Genomic DNA, 19,893 nt, shown 5'->3' on the forward strand with positions numbered 1-19,893 from the left:
TGTTTGTCTTATGAGATTGAGGCAATTCAAGACTTGCGTCAAATCATGGCTTTTTGTCGCTGCGCGCCTGGCGCAGCACTTCGTTAATTTGTGGCTTATCAATCGGGCCGGTGATGCGATAGCGCAGTATCGATACTTTGTTCCACAGCGGCCCCAGCACTTTGGTCGCGGCAAACACCGCTGCGCCGATAATCGGGTTCACTGCGAAAGCCGTTGCCACGCTGACCGTCGCCGAAATTTCCGGCGCAACGATGGCTTCCATGTCCAGCTCGCGGCGCACCAGGTTAACCGACCCTTTCATGGCGATGTCCGCCTCCAGGCCGTCCACCAGCGTATCATCCGTGTTCAGTACGCCGTCTTTGATCCACGCGGTGCTGCGGATGGAATCAAAGTAGAATCCTTCGCTGAAGGTGTCGCTAAAGTCAAAACGCAGCTTACGCAGCAGAGCATCAACGCTCAGCAGGCGCAGCAGCTGCCCGGCATGTCCGGTCGAGAGATCGGTGAACTGCCCTTTGCCAACGTGCGATTTCAGGATGCCGTTAAGCGAAGCAACGTCCGGCTGCCACGGTTTATCGCGCCAATGTAAATCGTAGTCTACATCAACGGAAGAATCGCGAATCGGCGTCGAAACCCCGAAGAAAGCCGTAGCATCATCAATCTTATTGCCATGAATTTTGCCTTTCAGCGAGGTACGCTGCCCGGACGGTGAGTTTACCCAGACGCCATCGGCGGTTAAGCGGCCAAAGCCGGTATCCACCAACCCGTTGGCCAACGTTAAGGTGTCGCCCTTCACGTTGAAATCACCGTCGATACGCCCATATTTCTGTCCCCACAGCCAGCATTCGGCGCAGCGCAGCTGTAGATCAGGCCAGCCGCGGAAATCGATGGCGCTGCTGGTCGCAGTGCTGCTGAGCATCTCGCTTGAGGTTGCCTGCGCCAGCGGGTTCGCTGATGGGTTGTAGTAGAGATAGCGCACGGCGGCCTGCCACGGCGCGTGATTTTTCATCGTCAGGCTGGCGTTAATTTCACGCCCCTGCGCTTCCACACGGGTGCCATCTACTGTCGGCTGAGACACCACGCTCAGGTTATTCCACTGCTGACCCGCAAAGGTCAGTGACGGGGTGCGCAGCGTGACGTTCTCCGGGAACGCGGCCGCAGAGCTCACGCCATCGGCCGCGCCGCGCTGGAACAGCGCCAGCCACTGCGCACCGTCCATTGGCGGCATATTCAATTCCACGCCCGGCGTTTGCGGTAGCGGCGGAATCGTCCGGCTATCCGAAGCCCAGATAGCGCTCTCCAGCGTCAGCTTTTTCCCCAGCAGCCAGCGGCTATTGAGATGGTTTTCTGGCCCGACGTTACCCGTCAGATCAAAGCTGTGCAGGTTCCCGTCGACGCTAAGCTTCACGGGCAACGATTTACCCGCCACTTTATCTGCCGGGGACGGTAAGCTACTGCTCACATTTTGCAGATCGCTGGTGATGCCCACCTTGTAGCTCGCACTGCCGTGATACGGTAGTTCAATCGCGACGTTACCTTTCCACGGCACGCTGCCTTTAAGCGCGTCGTTAAGCTGTTTTGGCAACACGCCCGTTTTCGCTGGCTGCCAGTCCGCCTGCATGTTGACGCCCACCTGATAAGATTTCTCACCCTCTTTGGTGGTGAAATCGACGTTCAGTGGCTGATTGAACCAGGTGGCGGTTAGCGGTTCGCTCGTCAGGTTGCCGTTATCAAAGCTAAAGCGGCCTTTAAGGTTATGCAGCGTGCTGTCGAGCGGTTTGATAAACAGGCTGTTGTTGTTCAGCGCGACGTTACCGGTCGCTTTTACCAGCTCGCCGTCCAGCGGAATATCAAGATGTAAGCGGGCGCTCACATCGCCATCAAGCTGGAGTTCTTCAAGGGTGGCACCAAGAGATTTGTCGAGCGGCGTCTGCTGGAAATACGGGCCGACGGCGTTGCCTGGGCCATTGATATCAGCATCAATCAGCAGCTTCTCTTTGGCATAGTCCGGAATCGCCGCGTCCAGATTGCTGGCGGTTACGCCGCCAAGCGTCGCTTTATCCGCCTTCATCCACAGGCCGGCATTGATAAAGTTCAGCTCGATATTCAGGTTGGTCAGCGCTGGCCAGTCCGGCTGGAAGGCGAAGGTCGCATCGTGCAGCGGCACATAGACCTGGAACTGGCCTTCGTTATGCTCGTACGGGAACAGATGTGGGTTGCCGCCGTAGACCAGGGTAGCGTTCTCTGCCTTACCGGCTTTGATGGCACCGCTGAGGTAGTCGACCAGCTTCGTCCCCATCAGGTTTTCCGGGAAGTAGCGCCAGGCCTGCCCGCCGTCGTCGGTGCTGATACCGGCCAGAATGCCCAGCCACGGCTGATCGTCCTTCGGCTGCAGATAGCGGAAACCACCGGCGGCGCGAACGCCCGTCGCCGTCACGTCAATGTCACGCCCATCGAGCATGAAACCTCTATCGTCATTGACCCAGTTGAGGGTCGCGGCACCTTTGGCAATCTCCAGCGGCGCGCGGAAGACGTGTTCGTACGGCATCTTCGCGTCTTTCATCGCCACATGCAGCGAACCATTCTCTACGCCGCCGGTAATGTACCCGGAGACATTCTCGGCGCCGGGCAGCAGCTTCCACTGCTTCCAGCCGAGGTTATTCCAGCTCGCGTTAAAACGCGTTTTACCGGTGTCCTGCAGCGGAATATCAATTGCCAGCGTATCGACCATGCCCGCAGGCTGGGCTGTGCGCCAGATATCGGCAACCTCAGGCGAGAGTTTTTCAGCAATCGGCAGCAGGCCGTTCAGCCCGGCGGGTGAAAGATGGCTGGCGCGAATGCGCAATTCGTCACTACGCTGATGATTCGGGCCACCCACCTCTTGCGCCGGGATCCACGCCAGCGCCAGCGCGCCGCGTGGCCACGGCGTATCGTCGATAGTGATGCGGGTATCAGGGATACGGAACTCCCAGCCCTCTTTTTCACGCGACAAGTGCGCGGTGAGGTTATCTACCGCCAGACGATGTTCCTGCTGGTCGCCCTGCCAGCTGGCACCGCCCTGCTTAAGCAGAACGTCGCCGCTGGCGATTTCGCCTTTATCCAGCGAAGCCCAGCCTTCAAGGCTGAAGCGGGCGCTGGTCAGCGCAATGTTGTCCTGCATCCACTGCCCGAGCCACGGCTTCACGTCGATATCGTCGGCCTGAAGCCATAAGCGCCCTTTGTTCAGCAGGCCGTTTTCATCACGCAGGTCCATTCGAACCTTCATCACCCCGTGCTGCCCGGTAAGGCTGGAGAGGCTCAGCTCACCTTCGGCACGGTGGCGGTTATCATCGTTCACCCAGGTCAGTTGGGGAATGGCCAACTCGGCGCGTTGCCCGGAGAGGGTCAGGAAGCTTAAGTGGCTGTCGCGAAGGATGAAGTGGTCAAACTGGCGCAGGAACAGATCGCCGAGGCGATCGCTCTTAAGGCTATCGCCACCGTCGTTATTTTGCAGCGGGGTATTGGTATGGATTTGCAGCTGCCAGAAGGTCAGCTCACGAAACTGCCAGCGCATGTGCAGCAGGCTTTGCCAGACATCCAGCGCCATGGAAGCGCGTTTGATATCCAGCGTGCCGCCATCGTGCATGGCGACATGAATATCGCGCACGTCCAGCGTCGGGCCAAAGTTTTGCCAGCTGGCGTGTAGCTGTGAAGCGGACACCGGCAGCCCGGTCACCGCTTCAATTTTGGTCAGCAGTTCAGGGCGCCATTTATCCAGATGCGGCAAGGCGAGACGCAGGCCGCTCACCAGCAGCGCGACAACGACAATCAGTGTGGCTACGGTGAGCAGTAAAATCCCCGGCAATCGCCTCACGCATCTCTCCTTGGGTCGCAGCAGGCTGCGTAATTACATCATAACCACATCAAACTGCTCCGGGTTATAGAGCGGTTCAATCTGGACTTTAACCTGCTTACCGACAAAAATTTCCACTTCTGCCAGCGCATGGGACTCTTCGCCCTTCAGCGTTTCGGCCACGGAAGGAGAAGCGTACACCAGGAAGCGATCGGAATCATAAGCGTGATGCACGCGGACGATTTCGCGCATAATTTCATAGCATACCGTCTCAACGGTTTTCACCGTACCGCGACCGCTACAGGTCGGACATTCGGTGCACAGTACGTGCTCGACGCTTTCACGCGTGCGCTTACGCGTCATCTCCACCAGCCCCAGCGGTGAGAAGCCGTTCACGCTGGTTTTGACGCGGTCTTTGCTTAGCGCCTGTTCCAGCGAGTGCAGCACACGGCGGCGATGGTCTTCATTGTTCATATCGATAAAGTCGATGATGATAATGCCGCCAAGGTTACGCAGGCGCAGCTGACGCGCAATCGCCTGAGTGGCTTCGATGTTGGTATTGAAAATCGTATCATCAAGGTTGCGGTGGCCGACAAAGGCCCCGGTATTGATGTCAACGGTGGTCATTGCTTCGGTCTGGTCAATCACCAGATAGCCACCAGACTTGAGTTCAACTTTACGCTCCAGCGCACGCTGGATTTCATTCTCAACGTCGAAGAGATCAAAGATAGGCTGACGACCGCTATAGTGCTCAAGCTTACTGGTCATTTCAGGCATATATTCAGCCGTGAATTCCATTAACGCTTCGTAGGTCAAACGGGAGTCAACGCGAATTTTATCCAGCTGGGCGTCAGCAAAGTCACGGAGCACACGCTGTGCCAGCGCCAGTTCACCGTACATCTGGTAGCGGGTTTGCGGGCGCTTCTTACGCTCCATGACCTTGGTCCAGACGCGTTTAAGGTAAGCGGCGTCAGAGGCTAAATCCTCTTCACACACCCCTTCTGCTGCGGTACGAATGATAAAGCCGCCCTGCTCATCGCAATAATCCGCGACCACTTTCTTTAAGCGTTCACGCTCGGCTTCACTTTCGATACGCTGCGACACGCCGACGTGCGAGGCGCCGGGCATAAAGACCAGATAGCGGGAAGGTAAGGTGATGTCGGTGGTCAGACGCGCGCCTTTGGTTCCCAGCGGATCTTTCACCACCTGAACCATCAGGTCCTGGCCCTGACGCACCAGTTCAGAAATATCGCGGACGGTGAACTGCTTTTGCTCTTCACCCGCCACGCATTCGGTATGCGGCATGATATCGGAGGCGTGAAGGAACGCCGCCTTATCGAGACCAATATCTACAAAAGCCGCCTGCATACCCGGTAAGACACGACTAACACGACCTTTGTAGATATTGCCTACTATTCCGCGTCGCGCTTCACGCTCAATATGAATTTCCTGCAAAATGCCGCCATCGATATACGCCACTCGCGTCTCCGATGGCGTCACGTTCACTAATAGTTCAGCCGTCATGTGTATCCCTTTTTTCACGTAGCGAGTTAAAGTTACTCAGCAACTCATACGTTTCCACCAGCGGTAAGCCGACTACGGCGTGATAGCTGCCATTTATCTTCCTGACGAAACAGCCACCCAGCCCTTGAATACCGTATGCACCTGCTTTATCTAAAGGTTCGCCGCTCGCAACATAGTCTGCAATGTCTTCTTCGGAAAGCGTCCGGAAGGTCACTTCAGTCATCACCAGACAGTCGAGCGTGTGCTGGCTATCAGCCAGCGCAACGGCGGTCATCACCTGATGGGTTTTCCCTGATAGCTTACGCAGCATCGCTGCCGCATGAGCCGTATCGCGCGGTTTCTCCAGCACTTCACCGTTGAGGACAACAATCGTATCAGCCCCGAGAACAGGAAGGTCGTGGCGAGTTAACGCAACGCCTGCCTGCGCTTTCTCTCGCGCCAGGCGCGCCACGTACTGCTGCGCCGGCTCTTGTGGACGACGCTGCTCTTCAATGCCGGGAACCACTTTCTCAAACGTCATGCCTAGCTGAGTGAGAAGTTCCTGACGACGCGGGGAACCTGAAGCAAGATAGAGAGATACCATAACGACCTTATTGAACGGCAAATTGCTGGCGAACTTTCCGCATCAGAAGAAATATCCACGGCCAGAGCACGCCGTTTACTACACTACTCCAGAACACTTCAGGTCGGAAAGAGACGTTGATCACTAAAAACTCTGCCCAGAAAACAATAATATCCGTCGCGAGCGAGAGCAGCATAACCACCAGCGCCTGTTGCCAGAGCGCCAGGTTACGGAACAGCTGATACTTCAGCGCCACCAGATACGCCACAATGCTCAACGACAGCGCACGCACGCCAAGCGTTGAACCACTGATGAGATCCAGTATGGCACCCATCACGAGGCCCGTGCCAACATTCACGCGGTGCGGCAGCGCCAGTGACCAGTAAAGCAGGATAAGCAGCACCCAGTTTGGCCGGAAAACGATAAGGTCGTCCGGCCAGGGCATAACCTGTAGCAACAGTGCGATAAGAAACGAGAGCCAGATTACCCAGCGTCCCTGGCTACGGTAACTTGCCACTATTGCCCCCCTGCGGAGGGTTGCGGTGGCGGCGTACCCGCAGGCGGCGTGGTTAACCCGGTTGCTGGCGCGGGAAGCTGCGGCCCCATGGTTTCAGGAGACGGCAGCACCTGAGGCATCATCTGCATCAGACGTTCGTTGGCGACGCGATGCACCTCTTCCGGCGTCATCGGGTTGGTCCCGTTTCGATCCGCGCCCCACAGCAGCAGCAGATAGCGTAAACGCTGCAGGCCTGCCGTTGGACGAGCCTGAATCACCGTGTACGCGCGCTGCGTATCCAGCTTAACAGACGAGACAACGCCAACCGGATAGCCTTCCGGGAAACGTCCGCCCAGGCCGGATGTTACCAGTACATCACCCACACGAATGTCGGTGTTGGCCGGCAGATGCTCCAGCTGCAGATCGTCCGTGCAGCCGTTACCGGCGGCGATCACACGAATATCGTTACGCAGAACCTGGATCGGCAGCGCATGGGTGGCATCGCAAATCAGCAGCACGCGGCTGGTGAGCTTAGCGACGGCCACAACCTGACCCACAACGCCTTTATCGCTGATCACCGGCTGGCCTTCGTAAACACCGTTCACGCTGCCTTTGTCGATAACCACCTGGTCGCTGTAGGGATCGTTAACCGTTGAGATCACCTGCGTCACCATTTTCTGTTCGTCCTGGCGCAGCGGTGAACCCAACAGTTCACGTAAACGGGCATTTTCTTGCTTGTACTGACCGAGCATCAGCAGGTCGCTGTTTTTCAGCAGCAGTTCCTGGCGCAGCGCACGGTTTTCGAGTTCGAGCTGATCGCGTGAAGCCAGCGTTTGCGAGACGCTATCGAGCAGTTCACGAGGACCATTGGAAACAAAGTAGAAAGGACTGACGGCAGTATCCATGTACGTTCGGATTTGACTGAACATACCGAGACGGCTGTCGGCAATAATGATACCCAGCGCCACCAGCACCGCCAGAATAAGGCGAATCTGCAGCGACGGGCCACGGCTAAAAATGGGCTTCATAGGCTATGCGTATTCTCGTGTCAGTGAAATTGAGGGTAGCCTTCTGGCTACCCTGAACCTCATGCTGACTACTCTTCGCTGAACAAGTCGCCGCCGTGCATGTCGATCATTTCCAGCGCCTTGCCGCCGCCACGCGCTACGCAGGTCAGCGGATCTTCAGCAACGACAACTGGAATACCGGTTTCTTCCATTAACAGACGGTCGAGGTTGCGCAGCAGTGCGCCACCACCGGTCAGAACCATACCGCGCTCGGAGATGTCGGAAGCCAGCTCTGGTGGGCACTGTTCCAGTGCAACCATCACTGCGCTCACGATGCCGGTCAGCGGCTCCTGCAGCGCTTCGAGAATTTCGTTGGAGTTCAGCGTGAAGCCACGCGGAACGCCTTCTGCCAGGTTACGGCCACGAACTTCGATTTCACGCACTTCGTCGCCCGGATAAGCGGAACCGATTTCGTGCTTGATACGTTCTGCGGTTGCTTCACCGATCAGAGAGCCGTAGTTACGACGAACGTAGTTGATGATCGCTTCGTCGAAGCGGTCGCCACCGATACGTACGGAGGAGGAGTAAACCACGCCGTTCAGGGAGATAACGGCCACTTCAGTGGTACCACCACCGATATCCACAACCATGGAGCCGGTTGCTTCAGAAACCGGCAGGCCTGCACCAATTGCGGCAGCCATCGGTTCTTCAATCAGGAACACTTCACGAGCGCCAGCGCCCTGAGCAGATTCACGGATCGCACGACGTTCAACCTGCGTTGCGCCAACCGGTACACAGACCAGTACGCGCGGGCTTGGGCGCATAAAGCTGTTGCTGTGAACCTGTTTGATGAAGTGCTGGAGCATTTTTTCGGTCACGAAAAAGTCAGCGATAACGCCGTCTTTCATCGGGCGAATAGCCGCGATGTTACCTGGCGTACGGCCCAGCATCTGTTTTGCGTCATGTCCCACGGCGGCTACGCTTTTCGGCGAACCGGCACGATCCTGACGAATGGCGACCACGGAAGGCTCATTCAATACGATGCCTTGTCCTTTTACATAAATCAGGGTATTCGCGGTACCCAGGTCAATGGACAGGTCATTGGAAAACATGCCACGAAATTTTTTCAACATACTAAGGGATAATCCTGAAAGCTGGGGCGGAAAAATAAAATCCGCTTACTTTACCAACCACACGCAGCAGCGACAAGGCGCAAAAATCATCTGCAACGGTGAAAATTAGTGCAGTTCGTTACCTCTGTTACAAATCCAACCTGAGTCCTTCAGTGCAGGAAGACTCACTGCCGCTCCATCCTGGATTTGTACCTGTCAAAGGTCGCCACATGCATGGTGCGTCTTTTTTCCCGGCGAGCAGACATGCACACTCCCGGAAAAAACCGCGCGCGTTATTCTACGTGATAAACACGTTAAACAGCAGGTCAAACCGAATATCTTTGCGAATATTTTTTCACATTTGAGTCAAGTGGCTGGGAAGCAGCAAAAAAATCGCCCTGACCGCCGAAAACTCCGCATTTGGTCAGCTCCTGCCATTCGCCCCGACTGCGCACGCCCGCCGCGAAAACCTGTATCGATGTTCCTTTACAGGCCTCTACCAGACTTTGTACCAACAGCTGGTTTTGACTGCGTTTTTCAATATTTCGCACCAGCACCGGATCTATCTTAATCAGCTCAACGTCGAGCTGCTTAATCCAGGTGGTACTGACTAAAGCTAAACCGGCCTGCGTTACCGCGACCCGAACGCCTAATGCATGGATTAAACGGACGACTGGCTGTAAACGCGTCATATGTTGACAGACATCTACCTCTGCAAGTTCAAAAATAATCCGTCGGCGATGCGATTTTTCACACTGCATCAAGGTATCGCGCAGCCAGCGCTGGAAACGCGGGCGGATCAGCGACTCGACCGTCACCTGAATGGCCAGGTTTTCCTCCGGCCAGAAGCCAAGAAATGGAATCAGGCGGGTGATCTGCTGGCGGTCGTACTCTTCGCCGAGGCCAAACTCCAGCACCATCGGCAGGTATTCTGCGGCAATCACCTCTTCTTTACCGTCAAAGATACGGCACATCAGTTCACGGTGGTGAACGCTGCCGTCGAGGTTGACCGCCGGTTTTTGATACAGGCGTGGGCCGCCACGGCTGAGCATCTGCTCAATCAGGGTGCGCCAGCGGACGTTGCCGCGCCCTTTCTCCGGTAATGAATCATCGTAAATCGCCCAGCTGTTGCTGCCCTGCAGCACGGCATTGCGTACGGCGGCCTCCGCGTGTTCCATCACCTGTTCGGTCGTCTGCCCACTGCGCCAGGCGCAAATGCCGATGTGCATCATGTCATCACGATCGAGGATTTTCGCTAGCGGCAGCCCATCAATGGCTTTGAGTAACTGCCCGGCGATGCTGTCAGCTTCTTTTAACGTGCGGTGCGGCAGCAGAACGGTAAAGTCGCTGCGGCGATAGCGTGCCAGCAGCGCGCCGGGGTAGCGCATAATAAAGGTAGAGAGCAGATTGATAAGGGTAAAGACATGCTCTTCCGCTGCGGCGCGGCCCCAGTTGTCGCGCAGGAAGTCAAAGTCCGGCAGACGGATCATCATCACGATACCGTGGGAGCCGACGTTTTCCTGGTCATCAAGCAGCGTCGCCAGCTGATTATCAAAGAACAAACGGTTGCTGAGGCCGGTTTTAGAATCCTGGGCCGCATAGGAGCGGATCAGCGTATCCAGGCGGCTGCGCTGCTCGCCGGCAAACTGGATTTCCGAAAGCAGCATATCCAGCGCCGAACTGGTACGGGCGGGCCATTCATGAATATTACCTTTGGCTTTCGGCCCGCGCTCACCGTTAAGAATGCGAATTGAGCGCAGCTCCAGCAGCTCTTCACCGGCCAGCTGTCGCCGTAGCCAGCGTACGGCGATAAATACCACCAGCACCATAAAGGCAATGGTGATAGTCAGCGGCGCGGTAGTCATGAGTGAGCGAAAGTAGTTGGCCATCGGGTCCTGATAGACCAGGTGAATCATCATGCCGGGGTGTTTAAGCGACGGGACTTCCATTTCGCGGAATTGATAGTGGCTGCCAGCTGGCTGATAGCTGCTGCCGCGGCTATGGTGGAACAGCGCTTTTCCGTTGAGCGTGAAATCGACGCGAACAATATCGAGCGGCACCATGATCTCATCAAGCTGATAGTCGAGCTTGTCGAACGGCGTATTAACCAGGCGGTTATCCAGCACGGTCGCGACGGCCTGCACACGATTGGCTATCTTGTACTGTATGCCGTTATAAAAACTCAGCGAGGAGCCGATTAACGTCACAAAGATGGTAAGCCCGGTTAAGAGCGTAAAAAAGGCTGAGAACTTCGTCGTTAATCGCATCCCTGTGTTAACTCCGTAGGTTAATCGTCCCCGATGAGTGTCGGGCGCCTGCGTCCGTACATTACTATTAGAAGTAAGCACTAACATATCAAACCAGGGCGGCATACTACCAAACCTGGAGGATCTGGCAATTTATTGCGCCAAATCGCCAACAAATAATGATAAACGAGTATAGTCCCCGGTAACTTTTTTCACTATCAGTCCATGTAAGGAAGGGTTATGCAGGCACTCATCTTAGAACAGCAGGATGGCAAAACTATCGCCGCAGTGAAGGCCGTCGACGACAGCCTGCTGCCGCAGGGTAACGTCACCGTCGATATCCAGTGGTCCAGCCTGAACTATAAAGACGCGCTCGCTATCACCGGGAAAGGGAAAATTATCCGTAACTTCCCAATGGTGCCGGGCATCGACTTCGCCGGTACGGTTCATACCAGCGATGACGCGCGCTTTACCCCAGGCCAGCAGGTGCTGCTGACCGGCTGGGGCGTGGGCGAAAATCATTGGGGCGGTTTGTCCGAGCGCGCACGCGTCAACGGTGACTGGCTGGTTCCGCTGCCGGCAGGCCTTGATGGCCGTAAAGCCATGATCATCGGTACCGCAGGCTTCACCGCTATGCTGTGCGTGATGGCGCTGGAAGACGCAGGCATACGTCCTGAAGAGGGTGAAATCGTGGTAACCGGCGCCAGTGGCGGCGTGGGCAGTACCGCTATTGCCCTGCTGCACAAGCTCGGTTACCAGGTGGCAGCAGTGTCAGGCCGTGAAAGCACCCATAGCTATCTGCGCGCGCTGGGCGCGAGCCGTATTCTGGGCCGTGATGAGTTCGCGGAAACCCGCCCGCTGGAAAAACAGATTTGGGCAGGTGCGGTCGATACCGTGGGTGATAAAGTGCTGGCCAAAGTGCTGGCGCAGATGAACTACGGCGGCTGCGTGGCAGCCTGCGGTCTGGCCGGCGGTTTTGCGTTGCCGACCACCGTGATGCCGTTCATCCTGCGTAACGTTCGCTTGCAGGGTGTGGATTCGGTCATGACCCCGGCAGCACGTCGCGCCGAGGCCTGGAAACGTCTGGTTACCGATTTGCCTGAGTCCTTCTTCGCACAGAGCGCAACCGAGATCAGTCTTTCTCAAGCTCCTGAATTTGCGGATAAAATCATCAGCAATCAGATCCAGGGCCGTACCCTGGTCAAAATTGACTAAGCACTTATTTTTCAAGGCGCACTCGCGTTAATTTGACTCCTCCGCCATGCTTATCAAAAGCCTGCCGGAGGTAGTCATGAAAGCCCGTAAATTAACTGAAGCAGACGTCACCGCCGAGTCTGTTTTTATGCTCCAGCGCCGCCAGGTGCTGAAGATGCTTGGTATCAGCACCGCTGCCGCCTCACTTCCACTGCACGCCTCCAGCCTGACGGACTGGTTTAAAGGAAACGATCGCCCACCAGCCCCTTCCGGGCAACCGCTGACCTTCAATAAGCCCGATGAATGGCAGAACAAGCTGACGCTGACGCCAGAAAACAAAGTCACCGGATACAACAACTTCTATGAGTTTGGCCTTGATAAAGCCGACCCTGCCGCGAACGCCGGAAGCCTGCCCATTAATCCATGGAAGCTGACCATCGGCGGCGAGGTGGCGAAGCCGCTGACGCTCGATCATGACGATTTAACCAAACGCTTCCCGCTGGAACAGCGTATTTACCGCATGCGCTGCGTGGAGGCCTGGTCCATGGTGGTACCGTGGATTGGTTTCCCACTGCATAAACTGCTCGCCGCCGTCGAGCCCACCAGCAACGCGAAGTACGTGGCCTTTAAAACGCTCTACTCCCCAGAGAACATGCCTGGACAGAAGGACCGGTTTATCGGCGGCGGCCTTGCCTATCCTTATATAGAAGGGTTGCGTCTGGACGAAGCCATGAACCCACTTACGCTCCTGACCGTCGGCGTTTACGGCAAAGCGCTGCCGCCGCAAAACGGTGCGCCGATTCGTCTAACCGTGCCGTGGAAATACGGGTTTAAGGGAATCAAGTCGATTGTCAGTATTATGCTGACCCGCGAGCGCCCGGACTCCACCTGGAATCTGGCCGCGCCGGATGAATACGGCTTCTTTGCCAACGTGAATCCACACGTCGATCACCCGCGCTGGTCTCAGGCGACGGAGCGTTTTATCGGTTCTGGCGGTATTCTCGACGTACAGCGTCAACCGACGCTGCTGTTTAACGGCTATGCCGATGAAGTGGCTTCGCTCTATCGTGGGATGAATTTGCGGGAGAATTTTTAATGCGTTTAACGGCAACACAGGTCACCTGGCTGAAGGTTTTCCTGCATCTTGCGGCATTTTTACCATTTGTCTGGTTGTTCTGGGCCGTCTCTCAGGGACAGTTAAGCGCCGATCCAGTGAAGGACATTCAACATTTTACCGGTAGGATGGCTCTGAAATTGTTGCTGGCAACCTTGTTGGTCTCCCCGCTGGCGCGCTACGCTAAACAACCGTTGTTGATTCGCACCCGTCGATTACTGGGACTGTGGTGCTTTGCCTGGGCGAGCATTCACCTCACCAGCTATAGCGTTCTGGAACTGGGTATTCACAATCTGTCGCTATTAGGTCAGGAAATTGTTACTCGCCCCTATCTTCTGCTGGGATTTGCCTGCTGGCTGATTTTATTGGCCCTGGCGGTGACATCTACCCAGGCTATGCAGCGAAAATTAGGCCGACGCTGGCAGCTTTTGCATAACTTCGTCTATCTTGTGGCGATCCTCGCGCCGATACATTTCCTCTGGTCGGTAAAGATTATTTCACCACAACCGGTTATCTACGCGGCCATCGCGATCGTGCTTTTAGCCTGCCGTTATAAGAAGTTTCGCCAGTGGTGGCGCTAGTTTCGTGATATGTGCGGTTTACCGCAATTCTCTTATAGTCAGACGTTCTTTACACGATAGCAGTTGATAATCTTCCCTGATAAGACCAGTATTTAGCTGCCAAATGCTACGAAATAGTTATAATGTGCGACCTTGGTTTTCCTGACAGGGTTTTTACCCCCCTGAAAAGGTGACAATCGCGCATCGAAGGTATATTTTGTTTTTTACCCGAGAATTGCAGGAGATAGCAGCACAATGACTGACAAGTTTCGCATTTTGCTTTTGAACGGTCCGAACCTGAATATGTTAGGCACCCGTGAGCCAGAGAAGTACGGCACGCTGACGCTTTCCCAGATCGTAAGCCGCTTAACCGCGGAAGCTGAAACCCTGAACGTCACGCTCGACAGCCTGCAATCCAACGCCGAGTACGTCCTCATCGACCGTATTCATCAGGCTAAAGACAATATTGACTATATCCTGATTAATCCGGCCGCGTTCACGCACACGAGCGTTGCCCTTCGCGATGCGTTGCTGGCGGTGAGTATCCCGTTTATCGAGATCCACCTGAGCAACGTTCATGCGCGCGAACCATTCCGCCATCATTCGTATCTGTCTGATATCGCCTCTGGCGTTATCTGCGGACTCGGCGCTGACGGCTATTCATACGCTTTACAGACGGCGGTAAAACGCCTGTCACAATCAAACTAAACAAAGAGTACGGAACCCACTCATGGATATTCGTAAGATTAAAAAACTGATCGAGCTGGTCGAAGAGTCTGGCATCAACGAACTGGAAATTTCTGAAGGTGAAGAGTCAGTGCGCATCAGCCGCTCTGCTCCAAACACCGGTATTCCAGTGATGCAGCAGGCCTACGCAGCGCCTGTAATGCAAGCGCAAGCACCTGTTGCAGCAGCACCAGCTGCAGCTGAAGCTCCGGCTAAAGCTGAAATCAGTGGTCACATCGTACGTTCCCCGATGGTTGGTACTTTCTATCGCACACCAGGCCCGGATGCTAAAGCATTCGTGGAAGTTGGTCAGAAAGTTAACGTGGGCGACACCCTGTGCATCGTTGAAGCGATGAAAATGATGAACCAGATCGAAGCTGACAAAGCAGGGACTGTGAAAGCAATCCTGGTAGAAAGCGGTCAGCCAGTTGAATTTGACGAGCCTCTGGTCGTCATCGAGTAACGAGGCGAAGATGCTGGATAAAATTGTCATCGCCAACCGCGGCGAGATTGCACTGCGTATTCTTCGTGCCTGTAAAGAACTGGGCATCAAGACCGTGGCTGTGCACTCCACTGCGGACCGCGATTTAAAACACGTACTGCTGGCGGATGAAACGGTCTGTATTGGCCCGGCTCAGTCCGTAAAAAGCTATCTGAATATCCCGGCTATCATCAGCGCTGCTGAGATCACCGGGGCTGTTGCGATTCACCCAGGCTATGGCTTCCTCTCCGAGAACGCCAACTTTGCCGAGCAGGTTGAACGTTCCGGCTTTATCTTCATCGGCCCGAAAGCCGACACTATCCGCCTGATGGGCGACAAAGTGTCCGCGATCACCGCGATGAAGAAAGCGGGCGTACCAACCGTTCCGGGTTCTGACGGCCCGCTGGGCGAAGATATGGATGTTAACCGCGCTCATGCTAAACGCATCGGCTACCCGGTTATCATCAAAGCCTCTGGCGGCGGCGGCGGTCGCGGCATGCGCGTCGTGCGCAGCGACGCAGACCTGGCGCAGTCCATTGCCATGACCAAAGCGGAAGCCAAAGCGGCTTTCAGCAACGACATGGTTTACATGGAAAAATACCTGGAAAATCCTCGTCACGTCGAGATTCAGGTACTGGCTGACGGTCAGGGCAACGCTATCTATCTGGCTGAACGTGACTGCTCCATGCAGCGTCGTCACCAGAAAGTTGTCGAAGAAGCACCTGCACCGGGCATTACCCCGGAACTGCGTCGCTACATCGGCGAACGCTGCGCGAAAGCGTGTGTGGATATCGGCTACCGCGGCGCAGGGACTTTCGAGTTCTTGTTCGAAAACGGCGAGTTCTACTTCATTGAAATGAACACCCGTATCCAGGTAGAGCACCCGGTTACCGAGATGATCACCGGCGTTGACCTTATCAAAGAGCAGCTGCGTATCGCTGCCGGTCAGCCGCTGTCCATCAAGCAAGAAGAAGTCCATGTCCGTGGCCATGCGGTAGAATGCCGTATCAACGCCGAAGACCCAGACACCTTCCTGCCAAGCCCGGGTAAAATTACCCGTTTCCACGCGCCGGGCGGCTTTGGCGTTCGTTGGGAATCTCATATCTACGCTGGCTACACCGTACCACCGTACTATGACTCAATGATCGGCAAACTCATCTGCTACGGTGAGACCCGTGACGTGGCAATTGCTCGCATGAAGAACGCGCTGCAGGAACTGATCATCGACGGTATCAAAACCAACGTTGATCTGCAGATGCGTATCATGGCCGACGAGAACTTCCAGCATGGTGGTACCAACATCCACTACCTGGAGAAAAAACTCGGATTACAGGAAAAATAATCCTGTTATCGCAGCAAAAGGCCGGATTTTCCGGCCTTTTTTCTTTTTCTCTCCCCTCATCTTTTCCTTGCGGTACAATCCCCGCTTTCTTCATCCACAAGGGACAAAAAATGGACAAGCGTTTTGTTCAGGCCCATAAAGAGGCGCGATGGGCGCTGTGGCTAACCCTTCTCTATCTTGCTGCGTGGTTAGCGTGTGCTTACTTACCTGACTCCACGCAGGGTATCACCGGCCTGCCGCACTGGTTTGAAATGGCCTGCCTGCTGATGCCGTTGGTTTTTATTTTGCTGTGCTGGCTGATGGTCCGCTTTGTCTTCCGCGACATCCCTCTGGAGGATAAAGATGCAAACTGAGATTATCGTGGTTCTCGTGCTTTACCTGTTCGTGGTGTTCGGCCTGTCGCTGTACGCCATGCGTAAACGCAGCACCGGTTCCTTCCTCAGCGAATATTTCCTCGGCAGCCGCTCGATGGGTGGCTTTGTGCTGGCCATGACGTTGACCACGACCTACATCAGCGCCAGTTCGTTTATCGGTGGGCCGGGAGCCGCCTATAAATACGGGCTGGGTTGGGTGCTGCTGGCGCTGATCCAGGTGCCGACGATTTGGCTGTCGCTGGGGGTACTCGGTAAGAAGTTCGCTATTCTGGCGCGACGCTATAACGCCATTACCCTCAATGACATGCTGCAGGCGCGCTACCAAAACCGCGCGGTGGTGTGGATTGCCAGCATCAGTCTGTTGGTGGCTTTCGTCGGGGCGATTGCGGTGCAGTTTATCGGCGGTGCGCGTCTGCTGGAGACGGCTGCGGGCATTAAGTATGAGAACGGTCTACTGATCTTCGGCATTACCATTGCCCTGTACACCGCATTCGGCGGCTTCCGCGCCAGCGTGCTCAACGACACGATGCAGGGCATGGTGATGCTGATTGGCACCATCGTGCTGCTGGTTGGCGTGGTGCACGCCGCAGGCGGGCTGCATAACGCGGTGGATACGCTGGAGCAGATTAACCCGCAGCTGGTCTCGCCACACGGCGCAGATGACATCCTGACGCCGACCTTTATGACCTCCTTCTGGGTGCTGGTCTGCTTCGGGGTGATTGGCCTACCGCATACCGCCGTCCGCTGTATCTCCTATAAAGACAGCAAGGCGGTGCATCGTGGGATTATCATCGGCACTGTCGTTGTGGCGGTGCTGATGCTGGGGATGCATCTGGCGGGGGCGCTAGGCCGTGCCGTGCTGCCGCACCTGACCGTGCCAGATCTGGTGATCCCAACGCTGATGGTGCAAGTATTACCGCCGTGGGCCGCCGGTCTGTTCCTTGCCGCGCCGATGGCCGCTATTATGTCGAACGTAAACGCCCACTTACTGCAAGCGTCGGCGACCATCATTAAAGATCTGTGGCTTAGCGCAAGCCCGACTAAAATTCGTAATGAACACCGCATTAAGCGCATCTCCACCTGGACAACGCTGGTGCTCGGTATTCTGATGATGCTTGCCGCCTGGCGTCCGCCAGAGATGATTATCTGGCTGAACCTGCTCGCCTTTGGCGGGCTGGAAGCGGTATTCCTGTGGCCATTAGTGCTCGGTCTGTACTGGGAGCGTGCAAACGCTGCCGGGGCGCTGAGTGCGATGATTGTCGGCGGTGTGCTGTACGCCGTGCTGGCCACATTTAACGTTCAGTACCTGGGCTTCCATCCAATTGTGCCCTCGTTACTGCTAAGTTTGCTGGCGTTTGTCGTCGGGAACCGTTTTGGTCAACCCGTCATACAGGCTGCCGTCATTTCTTCTGATAAATAAAGAGTTTTGCCATGCCGTGGATCCAACTGAAACTGAACACAACCGGCGCCAATGCCGAAGATCTTAGTGATGCGCTGATGGAAGCCGGTTCGGTCTCCATTACCTTCCAGGATACGCATGACACGCCGGTCTTTGAGCCGCTGCCGGGTGAAACGCGTCTGTGGGGTGATACCGACGTTATCGGCCTGTTCGACGCAGAAACCGACATGAAAGAGGTGGTTGCCATCCTGGAACAGCATCCGCTGCTGGGCGAAGGTTTTGCCCACAAGATTGAGCAGCTGGAAGATAAAGACTGGGAGCGCGAGTGGATGGATAACTTCCACCCGATGCGTTTTGGCGAGCGTCTGTGGATCTGCCCAAGCTGGCGCGATGTACCGGATCCAAATGCGGTTAACGTGATGCTCGATCCAGGCCTGGCCTTCGGTACCGGGACTCACCCAACCACCTCTCTGTGCCTGCAGTGGCTGGACGGGCTGGATTTAACCGGTAAGACGGTGATCGACTTCGGCTGTGGCTCCGGGATCCTCGCGATCGCCGCGCTGAAGCTGGGCGCCGCCAAAGCGATCGGGATCGATATCGATCCGCAGGCCATTCAGGCCAGCCGCGACAACGCCCAGCGCAACGGCGTTTCCGAACGTCTGGAGCTGTATCTGCCGCAGGACCAGCCAGAAGCCATGAAAGCCGACGTGGTGGTCGCTAACATCCTGGCTGGCCCATTACGCGAGCTGGCACCGTTAATCAGCGTGCTGCCGGTTACAGGCGGTCTGCTGGGACTTTCCGGTATCCTGGCAAGCCAGGCAGAGAGCGTCTGCGAAGCCTATACCGATCTCTTTGACCTCGACGCCGTCGTGGAGAAAGAAGAGTGGTGCCGTATTACCGGCCGTAAGCACTAATCCCCTCCTTGTGGCCTCTTTGCAGGCCACATTTTTCCCTCTTTTTGTACACTACCGTCCCATGCCTCGCGTTAAAATAAAGACTTAACTTATTGAAGCTAAACAATAAAAATATATTAACTATTCATTGGACGAATTGTATGAAAACAACGTTTGGCAAGGCGGCGATCCTGGCCCTCAGCATCATGCCCATCACGGTCTTTGCTTCCCACTGGAGCTACGAAGGAGAAGGCTCCCCCGAGCACTGGGGTGCCCTCAGCGAAGAGTACAAAACCTGCCAGACCGGCATGACCCAATCCCCTATTAACATCGACACCGCGCTGGCGGCGCATATCTCGCCGCTGGACGTCCGCTATACCGACGGCCCTGTCACGCTCATCAATAACGGACATACCGTCCAGGCTGGCCTGAAGAGCACCACTAGCGATACCATCACGATTGACGGCACGCCGTTTATCCTCCAGCAGGTCCACTTCCATGCGCCAAGCGAAAACACCGTTCACGGCAAACACTTCGCCATGGAGGCTCATCTGGTGCACAAAGATGCGAAGGGCAATACCGCGGTCGTGGCGGTGATGTTTGACGTAGGAGCAGAAAATACAGCGCTGAAGGCGTTGTGGGCCGCTGTGCCGGAGAAAACAGAGCAGGAAGTCAGTATCCCTGCGCAGTTAGACCTCAATACGCTCTTGCCTACCGATAAGCACTACTGGCGATTCAGCGGTTCCCTGACCACGCCACCATGCTCTGAAGGCGTGACCTGGATTGTCCTCAAGCAGTCGATGACCCTTTCCGACGCGCAGCTGAAAAAATTCGCCCAGACGATGCATCATGACAACAACCGGCCGACCCAGCCGCTTAACGGCCGCGTCGTCGTTGAGTAGCCTGAAAAAGCATCACGATCATATTCTGAATATGGGAGCATAGTCACACTATGTCACAACAATCTGCTGATTTAATCAGCAGATTATCTTGCCAAATCTCCTGCGGATGAAGAAAAAATGAGAAGTTACGCA

The 19,893-nt window shown here is 55.7% G+C and carries 17 protein-coding genes; 10 read left to right on the plus strand and 7 right to left on the minus strand.

Annotated features, from left to right (window positions below):
* Nucleotides 1–43: 43 nt before the first annotated feature.
* The 7 genes from yhdP to csrD all read right to left on the minus strand — a co-directional run bounded on the left by yhdP (nt 44) and on the right by csrD (nt 10,797).
* Nucleotides 44–3,850 (minus strand): AsmA2 domain-containing protein YhdP, encoded by a 3,807-nt coding sequence (gene yhdP / locus V6940_RS14135; protein ID WP_333496284.1) that lies wholly within the window; start codon nt 3,848–3,850, stop codon nt 44–46.
* A gap of 33 nt (nt 3,851–3,883) precedes the next feature.
* Nucleotides 3,884–5,353 carry a ribonuclease G gene (gene rng, locus V6940_RS14140; protein ID WP_185669796.1) on the minus strand — a complete coding sequence of 490 codons (1,470 nt, stop codon included), beginning with the start codon at nt 5,351–5,353 and terminating at the stop codon, nt 3,884–3,886.
* Nucleotides 5,343–5,936, minus strand: a complete 594-nt coding sequence (locus tag V6940_RS14145) for a Maf family protein (RefSeq protein WP_185669795.1) — start codon at nt 5,934–5,936, stop codon at nt 5,343–5,345. Before V6940_RS14145 ends, rng begins: the two co-directional genes overlap by 11 nt.
* A gap of 7 nt (nt 5,937–5,943) precedes the next feature.
* Nucleotides 5,944–6,432, minus strand: a complete 489-nt coding sequence (gene mreD / locus V6940_RS14150; RefSeq protein WP_185669794.1) for a rod shape-determining protein MreD — start codon at nt 6,430–6,432, stop codon at nt 5,944–5,946.
* Complete coding sequence (gene mreC, locus V6940_RS14155) at nt 6,432–7,439, minus strand: rod shape-determining protein MreC (protein ID WP_185669793.1); 1,008 nt, start codon at nt 7,437–7,439, stop codon at nt 6,432–6,434. The genes mreD and mreC overlap by 1 nt, the downstream gene beginning before the upstream one ends.
* Nucleotides 7,440–7,507: 68 nt before the next feature.
* A complete protein-coding gene (mreB, locus tag V6940_RS14160; protein ID WP_000913396.1) occupies nt 7,508–8,551 on the minus strand; it encodes a rod shape-determining protein MreB in 1,044 nt (347 codons plus the stop codon).
* Nucleotides 8,552–8,856: 305 nt separating this feature from the next.
* Nucleotides 8,857–10,797, minus strand: a complete 1,941-nt coding sequence (csrD, locus tag V6940_RS14165) for an RNase E specificity factor CsrD (protein WP_333496285.1) — start codon at nt 10,795–10,797, stop codon at nt 8,857–8,859.
* A 219-nt stretch (nt 10,798–11,016) separates the two neighbouring features.
* Here csrD and acuI point away from each other — a divergent pair, with 219 nt between their 5' ends.
* The 10 genes from acuI (at nt 11,017) to V6940_RS14215 (ending at nt 19,761) form a co-directional block, all read left to right on the plus strand.
* Complete coding sequence (gene acuI / locus V6940_RS14170) at nt 11,017–11,991, plus strand: acrylyl-CoA reductase (NADPH) (protein ID WP_333496286.1); 975 nt, start codon at nt 11,017–11,019, stop codon at nt 11,989–11,991.
* Between the two features lie 76 nt (nt 11,992–12,067).
* The gene (gene msrP, locus V6940_RS14175) at nt 12,068–13,066 is read left to right on the plus strand and encodes a protein-methionine-sulfoxide reductase catalytic subunit MsrP (RefSeq protein WP_333496287.1); all 999 of its coding nucleotides are present in this window, start codon (nt 12,068–12,070) and stop codon (nt 13,064–13,066) included.
* Nucleotides 13,066–13,665, plus strand: a complete 600-nt coding sequence (msrQ, locus tag V6940_RS14180; RefSeq protein ID WP_333496288.1) for a protein-methionine-sulfoxide reductase heme-binding subunit MsrQ — start codon at nt 13,066–13,068, stop codon at nt 13,663–13,665. Before msrP ends, msrQ begins: the two co-directional genes overlap by 1 nt.
* 234 nt (nt 13,666–13,899) lie before the next feature.
* Entirely contained in the window at nt 13,900–14,352 is a 453-nt protein-coding gene (aroQ, locus tag V6940_RS14185) for a type II 3-dehydroquinate dehydratase (protein ID WP_035891225.1), read from the plus strand.
* Between the two features lie 22 nt (nt 14,353–14,374).
* Nucleotides 14,375–14,833, plus strand: a complete 459-nt coding sequence (accB, locus tag V6940_RS14190) for an acetyl-CoA carboxylase biotin carboxyl carrier protein (protein WP_035891227.1) — start codon at nt 14,375–14,377, stop codon at nt 14,831–14,833.
* A gap of 10 nt (nt 14,834–14,843) precedes the next feature.
* On the plus strand, nt 14,844–16,193 hold the full coding sequence (gene accC, locus V6940_RS14195; RefSeq protein ID WP_185669787.1) for an acetyl-CoA carboxylase biotin carboxylase subunit: 1,350 nt from the start codon (nt 14,844–14,846) through the stop codon (nt 16,191–16,193).
* Between the two features lie 110 nt (nt 16,194–16,303).
* Nucleotides 16,304–16,546: a YhdT family protein gene (locus V6940_RS14200; protein WP_333012142.1), complete on the plus strand. Its 243-nt coding sequence runs from the start codon at nt 16,304–16,306 to the stop codon at nt 16,544–16,546.
* Nucleotides 16,536–17,987 (plus strand): sodium/pantothenate symporter, encoded by a 1,452-nt coding sequence (panF, locus tag V6940_RS14205; protein WP_333496289.1) that lies wholly within the window; start codon nt 16,536–16,538, stop codon nt 17,985–17,987. The genes V6940_RS14200 and panF overlap by 11 nt, the downstream gene beginning before the upstream one ends.
* 11 nt (nt 17,988–17,998) lie before the next feature.
* Complete coding sequence (gene prmA, locus V6940_RS14210; protein WP_333496290.1) at nt 17,999–18,880, plus strand: 50S ribosomal protein L11 methyltransferase; 882 nt, start codon at nt 17,999–18,001, stop codon at nt 18,878–18,880.
* Nucleotides 18,881–19,020: 140 nt separating this feature from the next.
* Complete coding sequence (locus tag V6940_RS14215; protein WP_333496291.1) at nt 19,021–19,761, plus strand: carbonic anhydrase; 741 nt, start codon at nt 19,021–19,023, stop codon at nt 19,759–19,761.
* Nucleotides 19,762–19,893: the final 132 nt, after the last annotated feature.

This window comes from Kluyvera sp. CHPC 1.251, from assembly GCF_036759945.1.
GTDB lineage: Bacteria > Pseudomonadota > Gammaproteobacteria > Enterobacterales > Enterobacteriaceae > Kluyvera > Kluyvera sichuanensis.

Excerpts from the sequence above, each read along its gene's own strand:
- accB (WP_035891227.1), top strand. The coding sequence starts at position 14,375 with ATGGATATTCGTAAGATTAAAAAACTGATCGAGCTGGTCGAAGAGTCT.
- prmA (WP_333496290.1), top strand. The coding sequence starts at position 17,999 with ATGCCGTGGATCCAACTGAAACTGAACACAACCGGCGCCAATGCCGAA.
- acuI (WP_333496286.1), top strand. The coding sequence starts at position 11,017 with ATGCAGGCACTCATCTTAGAACAGCAGGATGGCAAAACTATCGCCGCA.
- msrP (WP_333496287.1), top strand. The coding sequence starts at position 12,068 with ATGAAAGCCCGTAAATTAACTGAAGCAGACGTCACCGCCGAGTCTGTT.
- aroQ (WP_035891225.1), top strand. The coding sequence starts at position 13,900 with ATGACTGACAAGTTTCGCATTTTGCTTTTGAACGGTCCGAACCTGAAT.
- rng (WP_185669796.1), bottom strand. The coding sequence starts at position 5,353 with ATGACGGCTGAACTATTAGTGAACGTGACGCCATCGGAGACGCGAGTG.
- V6940_RS14145 (WP_185669795.1), bottom strand. The coding sequence starts at position 5,936 with ATGGTATCTCTCTATCTTGCTTCAGGTTCCCCGCGTCGTCAGGAACTT.
- V6940_RS14200 (WP_333012142.1), top strand. The coding sequence starts at position 16,304 with ATGGACAAGCGTTTTGTTCAGGCCCATAAAGAGGCGCGATGGGCGCTG.
- csrD (WP_333496285.1), bottom strand. The coding sequence starts at position 10,797 with ATGCGATTAACGACGAAGTTCTCAGCCTTTTTTACGCTCTTAACCGGG.
- msrQ (WP_333496288.1), top strand. The coding sequence starts at position 13,066 with ATGCGTTTAACGGCAACACAGGTCACCTGGCTGAAGGTTTTCCTGCAT.
- accC (WP_185669787.1), top strand. The coding sequence starts at position 14,844 with ATGCTGGATAAAATTGTCATCGCCAACCGCGGCGAGATTGCACTGCGT.
- V6940_RS14215 (WP_333496291.1), top strand. The coding sequence starts at position 19,021 with ATGAAAACAACGTTTGGCAAGGCGGCGATCCTGGCCCTCAGCATCATG.
- mreB (WP_000913396.1), bottom strand. The coding sequence starts at position 8,551 with ATGTTGAAAAAATTTCGTGGCATGTTTTCCAATGACCTGTCCATTGAC.
- panF (WP_333496289.1), top strand. The coding sequence starts at position 16,536 with ATGCAAACTGAGATTATCGTGGTTCTCGTGCTTTACCTGTTCGTGGTG.
- mreC (WP_185669793.1), bottom strand. The coding sequence starts at position 7,439 with ATGAAGCCCATTTTTAGCCGTGGCCCGTCGCTGCAGATTCGCCTTATT.